At 70.3% G+C, this 17030-nt stretch carries 29 protein-coding genes; 3 read left to right on the top strand and 26 right to left on the bottom strand.

All coding sequences use genetic code 11. The features are described 5' to 3' along the window. Positions 1-109 precede the first annotated feature (109 nt). Together E1298_RS29800 and E1298_RS29795 are read right to left on the bottom strand one after the other, a co-directional pair. Positions 110-565: a hypothetical protein gene (locus E1298_RS29800; RefSeq protein WP_207944913.1), complete on the bottom strand. Its 456-nt coding sequence runs from the start codon at positions 563-565 to the stop codon at positions 110-112. Then, positions 562-978: a helix-turn-helix domain-containing protein gene (locus tag E1298_RS29795; RefSeq protein ID WP_131899095.1), complete on the bottom strand. Its 417-nt coding sequence runs from the start codon at positions 976-978 to the stop codon at positions 562-564. Before E1298_RS29795 ends, E1298_RS29800 begins: the two co-directional genes overlap by 4 nt. A 672-nt stretch (positions 979-1650) precedes the next feature. On the opposite strand from E1298_RS29795, the gene E1298_RS48490 reads away from it, so the two are divergent. Beyond that, a complete protein-coding gene (locus E1298_RS48490; RefSeq protein ID WP_165975733.1) occupies positions 1651-1815 on the top strand; it encodes a hypothetical protein in 165 nt (54 codons plus the stop codon). Positions 1816-1846: 31 nt separating this feature from the next. On the opposite strand, the gene E1298_RS29790 is transcribed toward E1298_RS48490, so the two are convergent. The 24 genes from E1298_RS29790 to E1298_RS29680 all read right to left on the bottom strand — a co-directional run bounded on the left by E1298_RS29790 (position 1847) and on the right by E1298_RS29680 (position 15273). Further along, complete coding sequence (locus E1298_RS29790) at positions 1847-2770, bottom strand: hypothetical protein (protein ID WP_131899093.1); 924 nt, start codon at positions 2768-2770, stop codon at positions 1847-1849. Beyond that, a complete protein-coding gene (locus E1298_RS29785) occupies positions 2767-3990 on the bottom strand; it encodes a DNA-methyltransferase (protein ID WP_165975732.1) in 1224 nt (407 codons plus the stop codon). The genes E1298_RS29790 and E1298_RS29785 overlap by 4 nt, the downstream gene beginning before the upstream one ends. Further along, on the bottom strand, positions 3987-4283 hold the full coding sequence (locus E1298_RS48485) for a hypothetical protein (protein WP_165975731.1): 297 nt from the start codon (positions 4281-4283) through the stop codon (positions 3987-3989). Before E1298_RS48485 ends, E1298_RS29785 begins: the two co-directional genes overlap by 4 nt. Further along, a complete protein-coding gene (locus E1298_RS29780; RefSeq protein ID WP_131899089.1) occupies positions 4280-5185 on the bottom strand; it encodes a hypothetical protein in 906 nt (301 codons plus the stop codon). The genes E1298_RS48485 and E1298_RS29780 overlap by 4 nt, the downstream gene beginning before the upstream one ends. 12 nt (positions 5186-5197) lie before the next feature. Next, on the bottom strand, positions 5198-5392 hold the full coding sequence (locus tag E1298_RS29775; RefSeq protein WP_131899087.1) for a hypothetical protein: 195 nt from the start codon (positions 5390-5392) through the stop codon (positions 5198-5200). After that, positions 5392-5745 (bottom strand): hypothetical protein, encoded by a 354-nt coding sequence (locus E1298_RS29770; protein ID WP_131899085.1) that lies wholly within the window; start codon positions 5743-5745, stop codon positions 5392-5394. Before E1298_RS29770 ends, E1298_RS29775 begins: the two co-directional genes overlap by 1 nt. Further along, the gene (locus E1298_RS29765; protein ID WP_131899083.1) at positions 5745-6572 is read right to left on the bottom strand and encodes a DUF2303 family protein; all 828 of its coding nucleotides are present in this window, start codon (positions 6570-6572) and stop codon (positions 5745-5747) included. The genes E1298_RS29770 and E1298_RS29765 overlap by 1 nt, the downstream gene beginning before the upstream one ends. Then, positions 6569-6940 carry a hypothetical protein gene (locus E1298_RS29760; RefSeq protein ID WP_131899081.1) on the bottom strand — a complete coding sequence of 124 codons (372 nt, stop codon included), beginning with the start codon at positions 6938-6940 and terminating at the stop codon, positions 6569-6571. The genes E1298_RS29765 and E1298_RS29760 overlap by 4 nt, the downstream gene beginning before the upstream one ends. Further along, complete coding sequence (locus tag E1298_RS29755; RefSeq protein ID WP_131899079.1) at positions 6921-7340, bottom strand: WhiB family transcriptional regulator; 420 nt, start codon at positions 7338-7340, stop codon at positions 6921-6923. The genes E1298_RS29760 and E1298_RS29755 overlap by 20 nt, the downstream gene beginning before the upstream one ends. Then, the gene (locus tag E1298_RS29750; protein WP_131899077.1) at positions 7337-7783 is read right to left on the bottom strand and encodes a hypothetical protein; all 447 of its coding nucleotides are present in this window, start codon (positions 7781-7783) and stop codon (positions 7337-7339) included. Before E1298_RS29750 ends, E1298_RS29755 begins: the two co-directional genes overlap by 4 nt. Then, positions 7783-8421, bottom strand: a complete 639-nt coding sequence (locus E1298_RS29745) for an Lsr2 family DNA-binding protein (protein ID WP_131899075.1) — start codon at positions 8419-8421, stop codon at positions 7783-7785. Before E1298_RS29745 ends, E1298_RS29750 begins: the two co-directional genes overlap by 1 nt. Beyond that, positions 8418-8786, bottom strand: coding sequence for a hypothetical protein (locus E1298_RS29740; RefSeq protein ID WP_131899073.1), 369 nt, complete (start codon positions 8784-8786; stop codon positions 8418-8420). Before E1298_RS29740 ends, E1298_RS29745 begins: the two co-directional genes overlap by 4 nt. Further along, positions 8780-8980, bottom strand: a complete 201-nt coding sequence (locus tag E1298_RS29735; protein WP_131899071.1) for a hypothetical protein — start codon at positions 8978-8980, stop codon at positions 8780-8782. Before E1298_RS29735 ends, E1298_RS29740 begins: the two co-directional genes overlap by 7 nt. Then, complete coding sequence (locus E1298_RS29730; protein WP_131899069.1) at positions 8977-9975, bottom strand: ARID/BRIGHT DNA-binding domain-containing protein; 999 nt, start codon at positions 9973-9975, stop codon at positions 8977-8979. The genes E1298_RS29735 and E1298_RS29730 overlap by 4 nt, the downstream gene beginning before the upstream one ends. Next, the gene (locus E1298_RS29725; protein ID WP_131899067.1) at positions 9968-10729 is read right to left on the bottom strand and encodes a hypothetical protein; all 762 of its coding nucleotides are present in this window, start codon (positions 10727-10729) and stop codon (positions 9968-9970) included. The genes E1298_RS29730 and E1298_RS29725 overlap by 8 nt, the downstream gene beginning before the upstream one ends. Further along, entirely contained in the window at positions 10726-11082 is a 357-nt protein-coding gene (locus E1298_RS29720; RefSeq protein WP_131899065.1) for an ead/Ea22-like family protein, read from the bottom strand. Before E1298_RS29720 ends, E1298_RS29725 begins: the two co-directional genes overlap by 4 nt. Beyond that, positions 11079-11537 carry an HNH endonuclease signature motif containing protein gene (locus tag E1298_RS29715; RefSeq protein ID WP_207944912.1) on the bottom strand — a complete coding sequence of 153 codons (459 nt, stop codon included), beginning with the start codon at positions 11535-11537 and terminating at the stop codon, positions 11079-11081. The genes E1298_RS29720 and E1298_RS29715 overlap by 4 nt, the downstream gene beginning before the upstream one ends. After that, positions 11534-12166: a hypothetical protein gene (locus E1298_RS29710; protein WP_131899063.1), complete on the bottom strand. Its 633-nt coding sequence runs from the start codon at positions 12164-12166 to the stop codon at positions 11534-11536. The genes E1298_RS29715 and E1298_RS29710 overlap by 4 nt, the downstream gene beginning before the upstream one ends. Then, positions 12163-12672: a hypothetical protein gene (locus E1298_RS29705; RefSeq protein WP_131899061.1), complete on the bottom strand. Its 510-nt coding sequence runs from the start codon at positions 12670-12672 to the stop codon at positions 12163-12165. Before E1298_RS29705 ends, E1298_RS29710 begins: the two co-directional genes overlap by 4 nt. Beyond that, positions 12669-13571: an ATP-binding protein gene (locus tag E1298_RS29700; RefSeq protein ID WP_131899059.1), complete on the bottom strand. Its 903-nt coding sequence runs from the start codon at positions 13569-13571 to the stop codon at positions 12669-12671. Before E1298_RS29700 ends, E1298_RS29705 begins: the two co-directional genes overlap by 4 nt. Then, positions 13568-14035, bottom strand: a complete 468-nt coding sequence (locus E1298_RS29695) for a hypothetical protein (protein WP_131899057.1) — start codon at positions 14033-14035, stop codon at positions 13568-13570. Before E1298_RS29695 ends, E1298_RS29700 begins: the two co-directional genes overlap by 4 nt. After that, on the bottom strand, positions 14032-14586 hold the full coding sequence (locus E1298_RS29690; RefSeq protein WP_131899055.1) for a hypothetical protein: 555 nt from the start codon (positions 14584-14586) through the stop codon (positions 14032-14034). Before E1298_RS29690 ends, E1298_RS29695 begins: the two co-directional genes overlap by 4 nt. Before the next feature lie 79 nt (positions 14587-14665). Then, entirely contained in the window at positions 14666-14914 is a 249-nt protein-coding gene (locus tag E1298_RS29685) for a hypothetical protein (RefSeq protein ID WP_131899053.1), read from the bottom strand. Further along, the gene (locus tag E1298_RS29680) at positions 14911-15273 is read right to left on the bottom strand and encodes a helix-turn-helix transcriptional regulator (protein ID WP_131899051.1); all 363 of its coding nucleotides are present in this window, start codon (positions 15271-15273) and stop codon (positions 14911-14913) included. The genes E1298_RS29685 and E1298_RS29680 overlap by 4 nt, the downstream gene beginning before the upstream one ends. A gap of 145 nt (positions 15274-15418) precedes the next feature. On the opposite strand from E1298_RS29680, the gene E1298_RS29675 reads away from it, so the two are divergent. Together E1298_RS29675 and E1298_RS29670 are read left to right on the top strand one after the other, a co-directional pair. After that, complete coding sequence (locus E1298_RS29675) at positions 15419-16225, top strand: helix-turn-helix domain-containing protein (RefSeq protein ID WP_131899049.1); 807 nt, start codon at positions 15419-15421, stop codon at positions 16223-16225. Positions 16226-16361: 136 nt separating this feature from the next. Then, positions 16362-16868, top strand: a complete 507-nt coding sequence (locus E1298_RS29670; protein WP_131899047.1) for a hypothetical protein — start codon at positions 16362-16364, stop codon at positions 16866-16868. The last annotated feature ends 162 nt before the right edge of the window (positions 16869-17030 follow it).

The following is a 17030-nucleotide window of genomic DNA, read 5'->3' as shown; positions in this document are numbered from 1 at the left end:
GTGCTGTGGTTGGGTGACGTCCATGGCCCTTGCCCTCCTGTCGGGTGAGGATCAAGGCCCCAACGGGTGTTACCGCACCTCGTTGGGGCCGACTTCATGACAGGAGCGTCTAAGGAATGCTCGCGGTGCCGAACCATGCCGCGCCCTCGACCGAGAGGCGAGTGAGCAGCATCGCGAACACCGATTGCGGATAGGTGGTGACCTCGTCGCAGTACGCCCCGGCGAGCGTGAGCCCCTTGAGCTTCTCGGCGGCGCGCTCGTCGTTCGCCCCGGCAAGGTAGATGGTCCGGCCGAACAACTCGACCTCTCCGACGCCGGCGCGGTACCGGCAGCGCTGCTTGCCAACCATGGCCGTGATGGGGTCGATGATGTTGCGCTTGAGGGTCCGCTCGGTCTTCCCGATCATCATCAGCGGTCCGGCCGGGCCCGTCCGCACGAACTGGAGCCATCGCAGGATGGAGCACACCGTCTTCGACGAGCGGACCGCGCCCTCCCACAGGTTCCCGCGCGCGGTCGCCAGGCGGACGGACTCGGTCTGTTTCCCGACGAGGGGGATGAGGGTCACGAGGCACCGGTGATGCCGCGGAGCCAGGCGTCGACGGCGGCGAGGCCCTGCTGATCGGCGTCGACCTCAGAGAGGCGGAGGTGCCGGTCGATGAACACGCCATAGGCGGCGGCGTAGTCGCGGGCATCGCGGCCGGTGTCGGAGTCGAGCGCGCGGCGTCGCATAGCGTGGGCGTCGTCGAGGGCAAGGTCGGCGAGCTGGACGCGGCGGGCTTTGGCGTCGGTCTGTCGGGCTTCGGTCGCGGCCTCCGTGCGCGACCGATCGAACGACAGGTCGAGGTCGGCGGCGATCTTCGTCACGGTCGACTGCGCGCGGCCGATTGCTTTCGCGATTGCGTTGCGGCTCTTGCCTTGGGCGTGCAGCTCGGCGACGCGCCTGCGTTCGCGGGGGGTGATGGGGCGCCCTGCGGCCATGCCGGATCACCTCCGGACATGGCGAGGGCCCGCCGCGCAAGGGGTGGCGGCGGGCCCGTACGCTGCCCTGGTTCAGGGCATGTCGAACACGCGTTCGATCATCAGTTATCCACAGGCCGGATGTCAAGCCGGGCTGGCCAGTCGCAGTTGGGGGCGGTCGGGGCGTGGCTTCCGTCGAGGGACGCGAACGTAATCAATCTTGCCTGCTGGCCCATCGGAGGTCGCATGCGCGGATGATCGCGGCCTGGGACGTCGGCATAGCTGGCGTGACTGCCGCCCTACTTGCGAGCGGCGCTCTTGCCGACAGCGGTGAGTCGGCTACGCCAGAACTGGCGCTTTCGACCTCAGGGTGGGGCGCCGGGCTGTATCGTAGCGAACAGCACGCTATTGGATCTTATCCAAGTTCGTGGAGCCGGTGTCAGAACTTAGCCCTACCTGGCACCCCGGGGTTGACGGTTATCTACCTTCCGGAACGGTTTCATGAATATAAGACGTAGAAGGGATAGCAGCTACTTGCGGTTGGCAACCGGCGTTTGATCCCTGAGACATGCTTCGGGCTGGCGTGATCAGTTCCACTAGGTATATTCCTGGTCGAGCTGAGGTGCGCCCAAGCTCCCTCTTTTTGATCAGGAGAGAGGGAGAAATGTGGATACCCGAACCCGCGTACTTCTAATGGGATTCATTCTGGCACTCGCTGTTATCGTGGGCATTGCGGCAGCACTGTTGAGGCATGCGGCTGGCGCCCCTTTGCCTGATGTCGTCCCCTACGGGTTCGTCGCCTTCGGCGGCACAGTGGGCCTGATCCTTCTCATCGTGGAGTCGTTCAAGCGACTGTGAAGGAAGAAGTCCCCTCCTGCTTGGGAGAGCCTCATTCTTTCGACTCGTCGAGGGCCTTGCGGTCAGTGGAAGGGTTGCCGTCCCAGTCAAGGCGGCCGTCGAGGAGGTCGGCCTCGGCGGCCGGGGTGAATGGGGCACCGGCTCGGCCAGTGGCACCTTGAGCGGTGCTGCGGACGACGGGTCGGGTCCGGGCAGCGCGGCGCCGGTCGAGGTGTGCGAGACGGCGGGCGAGCCAGGGCCAGTCGCGCATGGGCCAGACCGGCACGCCTGCCCACCACGTCGTGACGTCCTTCGACGCGGGTTGGCACAGGCCGGACTCGCACATGATCGCGGGCTCCCCGCCCGGGACAATCCGGACGCGCCACGTGTAGGCGCCGGCCAACCCCCCGCGGCACCACGGGCACAGGGCTTTGACGACGTGCCCGTCCGGGACGAGCGCGAGGGCGCGTTCGAGGTCGGTGAGGATCTCGGCGGCGTAGTCGGCGGCGAAGTACGCGAGGTCCTTGCCGTTCGGCCAGCCCGCCACGGCGGCGGGGAGGTAGCGGGCGGCGCGGCGTAGGTACGGGCGCGGGTCGGCGGCCGGTCCGGCTTCGGGGAGCACGGGGCAGTAGACGGCGCGGGAGACGTACGCGGCGAGGTCCTGCGCGCGCCACAGCACGCCGGACAGCGCGTCGAGGATGTCGGCGCGCGCGGCGTCCTTGTGCTCTCCGGGTGAGTCCTCGGCGCGCTCGGCCAGCTCGATCCGCGCGGCGTAGTCCAGTTCGGCGCGGGCGGTCGCGTCGAGGGCGGCCTCGCGCCATGGCCGGTGCGCGCGCGGGTCGCGCAGCAGGGCCAGGAACGGGACGAGGGTCTCGGCCTCGCGCAGGTCCCGGATAGCGCGGTCGGTCGCGGGGAGGTCGTGCGCGCGAGCGACCGAGCGCGCCGCAGCCTCCGCCTCTGGGGCGGTGGAGGTCATAGCAGCTCCAGTTGCTCGTTAGGGATGTGCGGGGGTTTGGGGACGCCGAGCGCGCGGGCGCGTTCTGCAGGGTCGGTGGTGCGCCATTGAGCGAGGCGGCAGTAGTCGGCGGACATGTCGGCAGAGATGCCGTGTCGGCCGTGGACGTCGGCGACGAGGGCTGTGGTACCGGTACCGCCGAACGGGTCGAGGACGATGGCGGGACGAGTCGGCGCGGTGGGGGTGACGCAGGCGCATGCGTGGCTGGTGATGCGGTCAGGCTGTGCGACGCGGGCTTGCCACTCTGCGGTGCCGCCGTCGATCGTGGAGCGACGTCGTGATCCGTTGCGGCTGTCTGGATTGTTGTCACCGCCGAGTAGGCCGGGTTTGTCGACTACCGGTCGGCGGCCTTCGCCGCAGATGGTGCAAATGGCGAGCGGGGACCAGCCGAGAATGATGGGGCGTATCAGCGCCGGCGGGAAGGCGGCGAAATGGTCGACATTGAGGTGTTCCGGTACGCGGAGCGGTTGGGTGGGGATGTCCCACACGCTGCGGGGAAGCGCGCCGAGTCCGAGAGTGGTGCCTGAGCGGTTCCGGCCGGTGATGTTTGCGCGATTTTTCCTGCCGGTGGTGCCAGATGTGAGGCCGGCATGTGTGTCGGCTCGGGCTTGTTCGAGGGTGCGGTCTGCGTAGGGTTCACGGATGTGGTCGACAGTTGAGTAGTAGCGGGGCTGTTTGACCAGGTGGAACCACTGCTCGTGACTTCGGCGGACACGGTCCTTCACGCTTTCGGGGAGGCCGTTGGGCTTGGACCAGATGACCTCGGCTCGCAGGATCAAGCTGAGTTGGTCGATGCAGCCGAGCGCGTAGCGCCACGGTAGGCCGAGCAGCGATTTGGGTCTGCCTGCGGTGGTCGTGTCTCGGTAGCCGCTCCGGGCGTAGCTGGTTTTACTTCCGGTGGTGCCGAGCCGGCCGGGGGCTGCGGCGGCGTACTTGTCGCCCAGGTTGACCCACAGCGATCCTTCGGGCTTGAGAACGCGCATCCACTCGCGGGTGCAGTCCAGCAGCGCGGCCACGTATTCGCCCCAGGTGGGTTCGGCGCCGATCTGCCCGTCGTAGTGCGTACCGCCGTCTTGGTAGGAGCGCAGGCCCCAGTACGGCGGGGAGGTCACGACGAGGTCGACGGAGGCGTCTGGGAACGGGAGAATGCGGGCGTCGGCGCGGATGATTGCGGCGGTCAAGGTTGCGGCTCCTGGTGGTGGAGGTGGGCGGGGCCGCGGGACGGGCGCGGGAGGCTGGGCAATTCTCGGCGGAGGGCGCGCAGCGACTTGGAGCGGTTGCCGAGGTGGCGGGCGACTTCGGGGCGGCAGGTGGGGCAGGGCTCGACGTAAGCCTTGAGGATCGGCGTGCCGTCGGGGCGGTGGCCTTCGGTGCGGCTGCGGTCGAGCCATCCGTCGGTGCATCCGACGTGGGTGCAGCGGCATTGGCTGGTCCAGGGACAGGTCGCGGTGGGGTTGTCGTCGTCGTAGGTCACGTCTCAGCCCCTTCCGGCTCGGCCTGGGCGGCTGTCTTGGCGGCGAGGGCGGCGCGGCGGGCTTCCTCGACGGCGGCCCGGCCCCTGGCGTTGATCTGGTCTTGGTCGGGGGCGGGTTCGCGGTCGAGGAACGGCGCGTCGCGGATGGCGGGGGGGGCCTGGGCGGGCAGGAAGTCGGTGGGGCGTTCGCGGAGTGCCTTGGCGACGTAGGCCATGGGGTTGGCGACCTGGCGGCCGTCGAGGAGCTGCCCGCGGACCTTCGCGGCGTGGCCGGAGTCGACGGTGCGGCCGGTGATGTCGGCGAGGACGTCGACGATGAGCCGGTCGATCGTCTGTTCCCGGGTGGTCGTGGTCTTCGGGTCGTCGTCGTTTTCGCGCGGGCGTCTGCTAGCTGAAGACGACTCACCTACAGAACCCCCGTCCCTTCGGGACGGGTCGGGACGGGTCGGGACGGGGCGATTCGCCTCCGATTCGCCCCCTTCTCGGACAGTCCGATCGGAGTCCGATCGCTTATCCGATACGTGTTCACGCTGGCAGTGAACGCATTCTGGGTCGAACTTGCCCCTGTCCACATGCCAGCGGCGGTGGTTACCGATGCGCCCACCGATCGATTTCTTGCCCCGTTCGGCGGTCACTTCGTCCTTGCTCGGCTGGTACTGATCCCAGTCGTGGAATCGATAGCCTCCGCGCGTTCGCTCCCACAGCCCGGAGTCGACGAGCGCCCGGACGGCCGCCTCGTGGTCGTCGCAGAGACGCGCGGGCAAGCGGGCGGGCACGACACCGTCGGTGAGGTTGCGTGCCGACCAGCAGCCGGCGCGCGTCCACAGCGCCACGGCGGAGTCGGGGAGGTCGAAGACCTTGGGGTGGTCGTAGAACGAGTCGTCGACCTTGAACCAGGTCAAGGGTGCCGCCTTTCAGAAGAGGGTGGCGAGTGCGGTCGCGGTGGCGTCGGTGGTGATCGGGGTGGTGGTGACGGGGCCGGCCGTGGCGGTCCAGGCGTAGGCGGCGTTGCGATCCCATTGGCAGGCCAGGACTGCGCGGTAGCCGCTACGGCCCCGGCCCTCGTACTTGACGACGGCCGGGGCGTAGCAGCGCGCGCACAGGGCCATCAGCCGGTGGCGCCCCTGCGCTTGAGCACGGCCTTGACGAGGTCGGCGAAGTGCTCCCGTCCCGCGTCGTCGAAGAGGAAGCCCCCGACGCGGATGGCGATGCCATGCGCGACAAGGACCTGCGAGATGTCGTCGTCGACGGGCAGGAGGACGTTGCGGTCGGCGAACAGCTGGACGATCACCGGGACCCTGGCGAACCGCTCCAGCGATTCGTCCTCGGTGTCCCAGTCGCCGTTCCGGAGCTCGTCGATCAGCGGACCGAGCGTGGACCGCAGGAGGTCGTCGTTCGCACGCGAGGCGATGAGCGCGTCGGCGACGCGGTCGAAGATGGCCCCGCCGGATGCCCAGCCCATCAGGACGGCACCCCCCGCATGACGGTGATGCCGGTGGCGTCCTGGACCTTGGTCACGACCGATTTGACGGCGTCGCGGACGACGTCCTCGGGACGGTCCATGACGTAGATCATCGAAAGCTTGTTCGACTGGATCCGGTATCGGAGCCGCACGGAGATCTTGTAGGGGTCGACGTCGTCGAACGGCGCGATCCCGATCGCGAACGCCTTGGGGACGGCGAGCTTGCCCTTGGCGCCTCCGGAGGCGTCGGTGGTCTCCTCGTAGGCCAGGGTGATGTCGCCGGACGCCAGGCGCGTGCCGGAGGCGTAGGACACCTGCGTCTTGGCCTGGAAGGTCTGGGCGATCTCCAGCATCTCGGCGGCCGGGACGGGCTCGGAGGCGATGTCGACGAGGTTGTCCTCGATGTGCTCGGCGAACGCCAGCTGCGGAAGCGCGATCCGGTTCTTGCCGATCCAGGTCTTCCACGGCTCGGTCGGCTTCATCCGCAGGACGAGGCGGTGGTCCTGCCAGCGGGGGACGTCCACGTCCGAGGTGTGGGCGTCCAGGACGGCGGTGACGGTGCCGGCGTCGAGGTCGGTGTACACCTCGGAGTCGGGGTCGGCGTGCTTGGCGTAGTACTGCGCGAAGCTCGTGACGTCGTCGACGGTGACGGTGCCGGTCTTGCGGCGGGGCTCGTCGAGGTACTCGTCGCCGGTGAGGTCGACGACCTTGACGTGGTCGCGGAACTTGAAGCCGTAGACGGTGCCGGGCTGAAGCGCGGCGGGTTCGACGCTGGTGATGGCGGCTTCGATGACGGCGTCGTTCTCGGTGCGGTCGGTCATGGTCATGCCTGCTTCAAGTCCTTCTTCTCGGAGTTGAGCTCCCGCAGGGGAAGCTGGGGCTGACGGGGGTCGTCGCGGACGAGGTTGCCGACGCCGTCGGCGAAGAACACCCCGGTGGTGGCCTCGCCGGCGGGCGGCTTGGCCGTCGCGGACGCCGACACGATGAGGGCCTCGTTCTCGCCCTTCATCGGGGCGATCTCCACGCGGAGGTTGAAGGTGCCCTTCTTGCCGTAGTCGCGGACGGCGCGGACCAGGTCCTGGAGCATGACGGCGGCCTCGTCGATCACGCAGCCGCGCCCGAGGTCACGCAGGACGTCGGCGAAGGGCCGGACCTGGATCTCTCCGGTTTCCTGGTCAACGGGTGGATTGGTCACGGGCTGCCTTCCTGATCTGTTGGCTGCATGCCTTGCAGTAGGGGGTGAGGCCGTCGGGCTCGCGGGGGTTGCCGTGGAACTCGGTCCCGGGGAGGACCAGCCGGCATCCGGTGCAGGTCTTGGCGTGCTTGCGCCGCTGGGCGCGCTGGGATTCGGTGAGGGCGGCGCAGATCCCGCCGGGGTCGGCCTTGGTGGGCAGCGTCATGACCCAGGTCCGGCAGTCGTCCAGGACGGCGCAGCCGAGGCAGACCGCGATGGCGCGGTTGCGGGAGGCGGCGTCGAGCTTGCGCATGGGCGGGTCCATGACGCGGGCCCGGCCCCCGCAGGCGGCACGGCGGGTCCACTCGGCGGTCACGGACGCGCCGAGCTCGGCGAGGACAGCGGCCGGGATGTAGGTCACCGCTCCTCCAGCGGTTCGCCGTAGCCCACCGCGCGCAGCAGCTCCACCAGGTCGCTCAGCAGCATCCGGGCGGGCCAGCCGGGGCCGTGCCCGGGGTAGGCCAGTCCTTCGGCGAGCAGCGCGAGCGCCCAGAACGGCATGACCGCCCACCACGAGTCGACGGCGGCCCGGGGACGGCGGACGACGAGGAATCCGAGGTCGGCGTTGGCGTTCTCGCGCTCGCGGTCGGTCTCGATCAGCCACGTGTTGATCTGGCCGTCGCCGGGCATCGCGTCGCGGTACTTGACCTCCCAGCAGATGCCGGGGATGCCGGTGATGTCGCCGCGGTCGTGGTTGCCGTTGGACGCGCGGCGCTCGGCCTGCGGGAACCCGTGGGCCTGGAGGTAGCGGACGACGGTGCGCTCTGCGTCGGTGCCCTTGTCCTTGGGGCGTCGGGGCGGCATCACGCACCCGCCCCGTGCGCGGCGTCGTACTGCTCGATGACCGACCGCGCGATCTTCCCGGTCGACGCCACCTCGATGCCGTTCTCGGCCGCCCACGCGCGGATCTCGGCGTTCGAGGCGCGTACGCGCGGCGCGGTCCCGGCGGCCGGGCTGGCGCGGCGGACGCCGGCGTTCTTCGCGCGGGCCTTGGCCTCGGCGAGCTGGCGTTCCAGCACGGCGATCTCGCGGACGGCGGCGATGCGCTCCTGCGCGCTGGCGACGACCTGGCGCAGACGCGCGATCGCGTCGGTGGCCTTGCCCAGTTCCCGCTGGACGGCCTTGTCGTCGATGTCGGCGGCGCCGGCGAGGAGCTCGGCGACCGGCGCGTCGCCCAGCGGCACGTCCGCGCGCGGGGCCTGGTCACGTTCGGGCGGGGTCGGGGCGGTGCCGGGCAGCTGCGGGGTCATGCCCGCGTTGCCGGGCTGGTAGACGGTGTCCTTCTCCTGGTCCAGGAGCCAGCCCTTGGTGGCGGTGATGACGGCGATGACGCTCTGGCGGGGCCAGCCGGTGAGGTCTGCGACCTGCTGGACCTTCTTGCCCGTGACCAGGAGTTCGCGGATGCGGCCAGCGTCGGTGGGTGCCGGGGAGGTGAGGGTCATGGCGTCACGTCCTTGGGCTGGTAGTCGGAGCAGGCCGGCCACCACTTCCGGACGTCGGTCCCGGCGCCGTGGCTGCGGCGGACGCCGTCGCCGAACATGCACTTGGGCCAGTTGCGGGGGCCGTAGCTGAGCAGCTCTCGGAACCGGCAGTTCCCGCAGCGGAGCCCATCGGCCTTGGTGTCGCCGGGCGGGGCCGCGTCCGGGTGGAGGGGTAGCGGGCGGCTGAGGGTGAGGCTGAGCGGGTGCTGGCCGTTGACGAGCGCGGCGAGCTGGCGTCGGGTGCGCTTCTGGTCGGCGGAGAGGTTCTCCGGCGGGGGCGGTGCGTGCTTGAGCGCGGGCACGTCGAACAGGGCGTCGCTCACCATTCCTCCCGTCCGGGGTTGACGACGATCGGCGGGCGGACGTCGCCGGGCTCGCCCGGGTCGTCGTGCCAGCCGGGGGCGTCGCCGAGGCGCGGGCTGATGAGGTGGTCGACCTGGGCGGAGGTCTCGCAGGCCCGGATCGCGGCGTAGGCGACGCCGCACAGCGCGGCGGGTGCGAGGTAGAGGAGCCAGGTCACCGGCCTGCCTCCGTCCCGTCGAGGGCGCGGATGGTAGGGCAGGGCCAGGGTTCACGATCGGCCAGACACGTGGACTCCACTGCGTCTTGGCCGCGGAACTCCTTGTGGAGATGGCGGATCCTGTTCCGGGCGATCATCGGATCGTCGAGAGCGCGGATCGTGGAGCACGGCCAGGCCACCCACCGGCCGCCGTGATCCCCACCGCACTCAGGCCGATGACCGCCACAAGCCGAGGGCGGCGCACAGCAGCCGTGTCGCGGCTGTTCGATCTTCGGGTGCAGCATCCGGACCAGGTGCTCGTGCTCGGCGAGCCGGTCCCGCTCGGCCTCGGCCTGCTTGCGGGGCAGGTGTTCGCCGTGCCAGCGGTCCTCCAGGTGGTCCCGCTCGGCGCGGAGCCGCTCCACCTCGGCCGCCTGCCGCTTGATCTCGCGGAGCGCGTCGCGCAACCCCTCGCGGGCGGCGGCGATGAACGTGGCGTTGGCGTAGGTGTCGCCGTCCGCACCGGATTCGTTGGTGATGGGGTGGACGGTGGCGATGCGGACGTCGGGGCCGTTCGGGTTGACCGCGTAGACGAAGTCGTCCTCGCGGTACCAGGGGCCGCGCGTGCTGGCCTTCTTGATCGCCGACAGTTCGGCGAGGCGCCCGTCGGGTAGCGGTGCGGGGACCTGAGCGCGGAGCCGCTCCAGCTCGGCCTCGCGGTCCTGGCCGAGCAGCTCCGCGACCTCGGCGGCCTCCTTCAGGTACTGGGTGCGGATCCGCGGCGTCGCCGACGAGAACGCGCGCACGTCTTCGTCGCCGAGGGCACGCTGCCGGGCGATGTAGACGACCTCGGCGAGACGGCCGACATCGGTCTCCTTGGAGCGGATGGCATCCCGCTCAACTGCGGCGGCGAAAAGCTCGTTGATCTGCTCGATCGCGTAGCCCTGCTTGCCGTGCTCGTGACGGAGATCGTCGAGGATCTCCCGCAACCGCTCGTCGATATCGACCTCAGCCACGGTCGTCTCCGTCCTGCTCGTCGTCCTGGGGGCGGTTCTTGCGCAGGCCGACCTGTTGCAGCGGCCCGGTGTGCCGGGCGTGCCGGTGTCCGGGCGGGTGCTCGGGCGGGTCGGTGCGGGTGGTGAGGGGGTCGCCTGCGTCGATCGCGGCGAGGACGCCGGGGCCGGTGGGGACGGGCGGCGGGACGACCGGGAACCCGCCGGTGGCGGCGGCGATCTGCTCGCGGGAGTCGATGACGCCGGGCGCGGTCAGCTCGTCCGGGCACGCCTCCTGGCCGGTCGCGGCGTGCCCGACCTCCTCGAAGTGCTCGCCGACCCACCTCAGGTCGCCGCCGCACTTCGGGCACGGCCAGCGCGACACCTCGGTGGCGGACGGGACCGCCTTGGGCGGTACGCGCAGGATGCCCAGCGCGGCGAGCGCCTCGCCCGGCGGGACGGGCTCCAGCAGCGCCGCGGCGGCCCGCCCCGCCTCCTCGTACCCGTCGGCCACGGTCGCGGCGACCTGCGCGGCGTGCAGATGGTGATCCCGCTCGGCGGCGATGGCGTCGTAGGCGTGGCGGACGGTCAGCATCTCGCCGCGCAGCGCCTCCAGGTCGCGCATCAGCCGCTGCTCGTCCCGGGCCATGCCCTCCAGCAGCGCACCGGGCTCGGCCAGCTTCTCGCCGAGGCTGGTCGCCTGCCGGGTGTGCTCGGACGCCTGGTCGCGCAGCTCGGCGACGTCGGCGCGGACCTTGGCGAGGATGGCGTGCCTCATGCCGCCCTCCCCGTGACGGCGCGGGCGATGGCCAGAGCGAAGCCGCGGATAGCGCCCTTCTGGAAGACCCAGGTCTCGGCCACGTGATGCAGGAAGGTTGCGAGAGGCTCGGCCTTGTCCGGGCCCATCAGTGCGATCCACGCGGCGTCGGCGGACGCCGGGAGCGTTACGCCCCTGACCTCCTCGCCGCACACCGCGACCGCGTGGCCGCCGATGACGGTACTGAGGACGGCGTTGTCTCCGGCCCACGACGAATGCTCGGCCGTCCACGGGCCGGGCGTTGCCTTGACCGCGGTCTCGCGCAGCAGCCGGGCGGCGGCGAGCAGCTCGGTGGCGGGGCTCTGGTCGCTCATGTCCGGCCCTTCCTCACCGCTGCGTAGCGAGCCACCGCATCGCGATTACAAGCGCGGCACAGCCGCCGCCCTCGGTGGCGGTAGGTGTTCTGAGAAGTGAATTCGTGCCCGTGATCGCAGTGCGTTTTCCGCGCGTTGGCCGCCGTGATCGACGCGCCTCGGAGGATGTTCACGCGATCAGTTACCGGCTCCAGGTGGGCGGGGTTGCAGCAGGCGCGGACGCGGCACAGGTGGTCGAGCACCAAGCCCTCGGGGATCGGTCCGACGAGCGACTCGTAGACGAAGCGATGAACCACGACGTTCTTTCGCTCGCCGTCGGGCATGGGCAGGCGAGCCTGGCCGTACCCTTCGCGGTAGTGGCAATGGGCGGTCCAGATCCAGCAACCTTCCCCTTCGGGAAGTTCGATCTTCTGAGCCACCCGCTCGGGCAGGCGGGCGAGCAGTGCGGGGGTCACTGAGCACCCCCGACCGGTTCGACGGCCAGCTCGACCAGCCCGTCGAACCAGGCGTTGCCCGGCTCGGCGCCGTCGTTCAGGTCCGTGTAGTCGATCAACGCGACCCCGGACCCGTTGACCTTCGGCGGCGCGGACACCCGCCACCGGACAGCCCGGTCGTGGTCGGGATCGTGGGTGATGATGTCGCCGGCGCACAGTTTGTGCGCGCGGCGCGGGATACTTCTTGTCATGTCGTTCGGCTCCTTCCAGCCGTCGGCACAGGCCGCCGCGCCCGGGGTGCATCCCGGTGCGGCGGCCGACTTGGTGATGCGGGTGATCAGGCGCCGCCACCACGGGCGGCGCGGCGTCGCGGCGGCGATGCGGACCCGGATCCGCTCCAGCCCGTCATCCGCCGGGACGACGGTGTTCGCCGCCAGGGTCAGCAGCTGCCGGAGCGTCTCCCCGTCCGGGGTCGGCGCGGGCCACAGGTATCCGTCGCAGCCGAGCGCAGGGCAGCGCAACATCCAGCGGGCCTCTCGCGCGTACCGGACTGCGGAGCGCTGCATGGCGACCTGATGGCCCCAGGCGCAGACGTGGGGGACGGTGAGCCGTCGCAGCGGCCAGCGCGACGACAGCGGCCGCCACATCACCGATCGCCCGCCTCGACGGCCGGCCGCAGCAGCGACCCGACCAGGTCGGCCAGCCGCCCGTCCTGCCACGCCCGGCCGATCGCCTCGGCCGCGCCCGCGTTGAGCCGCGTCGTCGGGTAGGGGTCGCCCTGCTCGACGCGGATCCCGGGGACCTCCTCGCCGGTCTCCCCGTCCACCGCGACACCGAGCTGCCGGGCGGCCGACAACAGCCGCTCGGTGAACGCCGGGTCGACGCGCGTCAGTGTGATCGTCTCGATGCGCTCGGGGTGGGTCTTCTCCACCCACGTCAGGTACGCGGGCTCGTCCACCAGCCGAGACGTTGCGCGGCCCTTGGCCAGCGTCACCGATCCGATCGCCGTGCCGTCCGGGAGCTTGGCGGTGTTGCGGTCACCCGGTGCCCAGCCGTCCCGGATCTCGCAGTCGGCGGCCTTCTTGGCGTCGCTGACCCTGGTCGCCAGGGTCTTCAGCACCGCGAACCGCGCGGCGAGGTCATGGCTGTCGCTCACGCCTGGTCTCCGTTCTCGTCATCGGGGGCTTCCTGGCCGCGCCGGACGATCAGCTCGCCGAGGGTGGTGGTCTCGCCGGTCTCGTCCTGGACGGCGGCGTTCAGCAGCCCGCGGCTCTTCACCTCGGTGTGCAGCGCCCGCAGCTCGGACTTGACGCGGGCGTTGTCGAGCGCCTGGTCGCGGTAGGCGTTGGCGTCGGCGGCGGGCTTCCCGGCGCCGAGCCAGGCGGCGATGTCGGCGGCGAAGTCCGGGCCCGGCTTGGACACCACCCGGCCCGCGATCGGCCGGGCGCGGGACTTGGTGATGACCAGGGTGTTCTCGTGGTCGAGGTCACCGACGATGTCGAACTCGTACTCGATGCCCTCGCGCTGCTCCGGCTTGAGCCCGATCTTGCGGGGCACCTTCCGGCCGCGCTGGTCTTCCTCGATGACGTAGTCGGTCTTGGACCGCATCGTCACGATCACGTGCCCGGGGTAGGAGACCAGCGCGTCGATCATCTTGCGCTCCAGCGGCCGGGCCTCCTTCCAGCCGCCGAAGGAATTGCCGCCGTAGCCGCGCTTGGCGGCCTGGTCGACCTGCTCCAGCATCCCGCCGGTCCCGGACCAGAAGTGCGTCATCGAGTCGACGACGACCGCGCCGAACCCGGCGGCTCCGGCGGCGGCCAGCGCCTGGATCAGGCCACCCGGCTCGAACGACTGCAGGTTCAGCTTGGAGAAGGCGAACTCGTCGGCGTACTTGGACGCCGAGCCGCGCTCGGTGTCGATGACGGCGACCTGGTCGGCCAGCGCGCACGCCAGGATCAGCGCGGTGTAGGTCTTCCCCGAGCCGGACGGGCCGGTCAGCGCGATGCGCGCCTTGGCCTCTTCCTTGGAGGCCGGGGTGAAGGTGAAGGTGCTCATCGGCCGCACCCGTCCGCGCAGCGGTCCCGGCACGGCCGCCCGGCCGCCATCCGCCGGAGCGTCTCGTACTCGGGGAACGGCATCCCCAGCGCGTCGCCGAACGCCTTGACCTTCGGCGCGCCGTACTGCGGGTACCCGGCCGCGTCCATGACGTCGATCACGTCGTCGCGGCCCAGGAGCCACGCGAACTCGCCGAGCTTGTCGACGCTGCGGTTCGCGGAGATCCCGCGGTGGCCCTCGATCTTGGTCAACGCGAACTCGTAGTACCGTGCGGCCGCCGCCCACAGGTCGTCGTCGTGGCGCTGCAGGTTCCACTCCTGCTCGGTGGCGTCGGCGCGCAGGTAGGCGCGGGCGTCCTCGAAGTCCAGGGCCTGGACGAGGACCTCACGGCGGAACCCGAGCCAGTCGCCGTCGGCGTCGATGCCCTTGATCCGGGCTGTGATCTCCTCGGGGGTGCGCGTCATGCCCGCACCTGCTCACCGGCAGCGTCGGCTCCGGCATCCGCGGGGGTGGGGAAGCTGGCCCGGATCTCGACGGGCACACCCTCGACGACCGCCGACACGCTCATCCTGGTGTAGCCGTGGTCGGTGTCCTCGCGCTCGATCTGCGGGCGGCCGAGGTACTCGCCCCAGGCCGCCAGGTCCTCGGACGCCTGGTCGACCGTGCGAGCATGGTGCAGGAACCCCCGGACTCCGTCTCGGCGGATCTCCCACTCCCACATCTCCGGGAGGGTGGTGGCGGCCAGCGTGCCGACGAGCTGGGCGCCTGCGGCCAGCAGCTCACCGTCGGACAGCTCGACCGTGACGGTCACCTCGATGGGCAGGACCCAGGTGCCGGTGTCGATGCCGTCGCGGTAGTCGACGCGGACCCACGAGTCGAACTGGACGGGCTCCGTGGTGACGGTCCAGGCTCCGGGCTTGCCGTACCGGTCGGCGTCGCGGGGGTCGGGGTAGGCGGTGATGACGGAGTCGACACGGAGGTCGAGGGGGTAGCGGGTCGTCGTACGATCGGTCATGGTCCTGCTCGCTTCCTTGGGGTCTGGGTGGGGCCGTGGGTCCGTCAGCCGGGTGAGAGCGGCAGGCGGGCCCTACTTGTCAGGCGGGCGCGCGCCGGGCGCGCGCCTTCGCGGATTCGTAGGCGAGCCGCACCATGTGCGCCCGCCTGGCGGCCTCCGCGCGCCGTGCACGCTCGGGCGGGGTCAGCACCCCGTCGGGGTCGACCTCGCGTTCGAACTTGTCGCGCAGGCCGCGCTGCCCGCGCACGGCGTTCTCCGTGGGGTCCTCGCGGGACCAACGGGTGAGGGCAGCGAGGCGGGCGCGCTGGGAGCGCTGCTCGGGGGTCACGAGGCGCTCTGCTCTACAGCGGAGCCCCGCAGTTCCGGCAGTGCGTCCTGGTCGGCTCGATGCTGACCGGTTCGTTGTCCGTCCCGCACTCGCTGCACGGCACCATCGGCGGTCGGGGTGGCCTCGGGGACACGCTTGCGCTCCAGGGCGACGACCGGGCAGTTCATCGCCCTGGCCAGCTTGATGAGGTTCTCGTCGGTGGCGTTGCGCGTGCCCGCCTCGATCTCAACGATCAGCGTCCGGGAGAGTCCGGCCCGCTGAGCGAGGGCGGTCTGCGTCAGGCCCGACTTCTTCCGCGCCCACCGCACAGCGTCGGGTTCGTGGTTGAGCCTCGCGGGGGCTCTCTCGGGGTTGGGCATGCACTGAAGGTAGTGCGACTAGTCGCGACTAGTCAAGCAAAGTGCAGCATAGTTGATGCAACCAGTCGCACATGGATTCGATAAATAGCAACGTAGCCTTGAGGTAGGGCGCACAGTGTTGCGACTATGTGCGACCCTTTGACGCATGGCAGAACGACCGGAGCAGCTCCCAGAAGGTCACCTCATCGCGCTCGCTCAGAAGCGAGCACGGCTCTCAGGGCGCAAGGCCGCCGACCTAGCAGGCATGAGCGAGGGACACTGGCGAGCCATCGTCAGCGGTTCGCGCTCCATCAGCAAAGGTGTGTGGGTCGCCGTGCGCGGACCCGCTGACACGATCGCCCGCATGGCTCAAGTCGTGGGCGTCACTCCCGAGCAGCTGGAGGAGGCCGGCCGTGCCGACGCTGCCGAAGAGCTGCGAGCCGAACTGGCCCACACGAAACCCACCGACGAGATCAGCGGGACCAAGCCGTCCTCGGCGGCTCGGTCCCTGACTGACCCGCTCGCCGGTCTACCTGACGACCCAAAGGAGCGGATCCCCATCCTCCGGGAGCGGATCCGCATCCTCAGCGAGGCCCGCGACGCCGCCGAAGGGGCATCGGGGGATGACGAGAGCGAAGGTGAAGAGGACAAGGAGGGTGATGCCACGTCCCGCCTGCCGGGGCCCGTCCGGCAAGCGTTCGAGGAGGGACAGGTCGAGGAGTGGCACCTGCTCGACGTCAGCGAGGCCGGCGACGAGGGGATGCTCCTGATCGCATGGGTCGGCCCCCGCCCGGGGCCCGACGAGATGCGCCAGCTACAGGAAGACGCCGCTGCGAGCCGCCGCCGACGGGAGGGCATGGTGATGGACATGATCGTCGCGCTGCATGAGGCGCGCCAGGCGTTGTACGCGGCCGAGGATGAGGCGCGAGCCTCTGGCGAGCTCGACGAGGAGATGCCGGATGACGATCAATAGGATGCGTTATTTGTTTTCATATCAGCATTGACGAAGGAATATAGGTTCTTTACGTTCGTTTCCCGACGTTTGACTTGTGGGACCGATCCAGAATGTGTTTGCGTGCTTCCCTGAGAATCACACACGGGGAGTACTCATGGCGTCGTCAACGCCGCCGGCCCGCCACGGCGACACTCGTACCACCCACCCCATCCTGTTCATCCCCGACCGGCCGCCCCACCTTCCCCTCGCGACCGCCATCCGTTTCGACTTCCGACCCAGCGGCGCCATCGTCGTCGAGGTCAACCACCGCATCTGGCTTCGCGACCTCACGGGCGAGCTCACCCGAGTGGGCACCCGGTGCATGAACAGCCGGATCTGGCAGCACCGCAGGGCAGGCACCGGCCGGCCCCTGCGCGTCGAGTTCACCCTGGACGAGACACTGCCCCGCAACGATCCCGTGGAGTACGCGGAGCTGGGCGGGGACGCCCATGTCGGGATCCAGCCCGACATCAGCGTGGACGAGGCGCTCACCCGCCTCATGCCGATGCTCTCGGCGGGTATGCGTGCCCACTGGGACCTGCGCTTGCCTCCGGTGGCCGGGCGCTGCCGGGTCTGCCGGATGCCTCTCGACCCAGACACCGGCACCTGCGCCATCTGCTGACGGCCGCTCTTGGCCCCAGGAGGGACGGGACGAGCCTCGCGTCAGGAGATCCCTGATTCGCTAGCCCAGGGTACTGACAAGCATGTCGCTTCCTTCGGATGCCTGTTTGTGCAGGTGAGCATGCCGGTTCAGCCTCGCATACTGCGCGAGTACCTGGACTGA

This window comes from Actinomadura rubrisoli (genome assembly GCF_004349215.1).
GTDB classification, from domain to species: Bacteria; Actinomycetota; Actinomycetes; order Streptosporangiales; family Streptosporangiaceae; genus Spirillospora; species Spirillospora rubrisoli.
The sequence above is the reverse complement of the archived record's forward strand: the minus strand, read 5'-3'. Positions and strand labels throughout refer to the sequence as shown.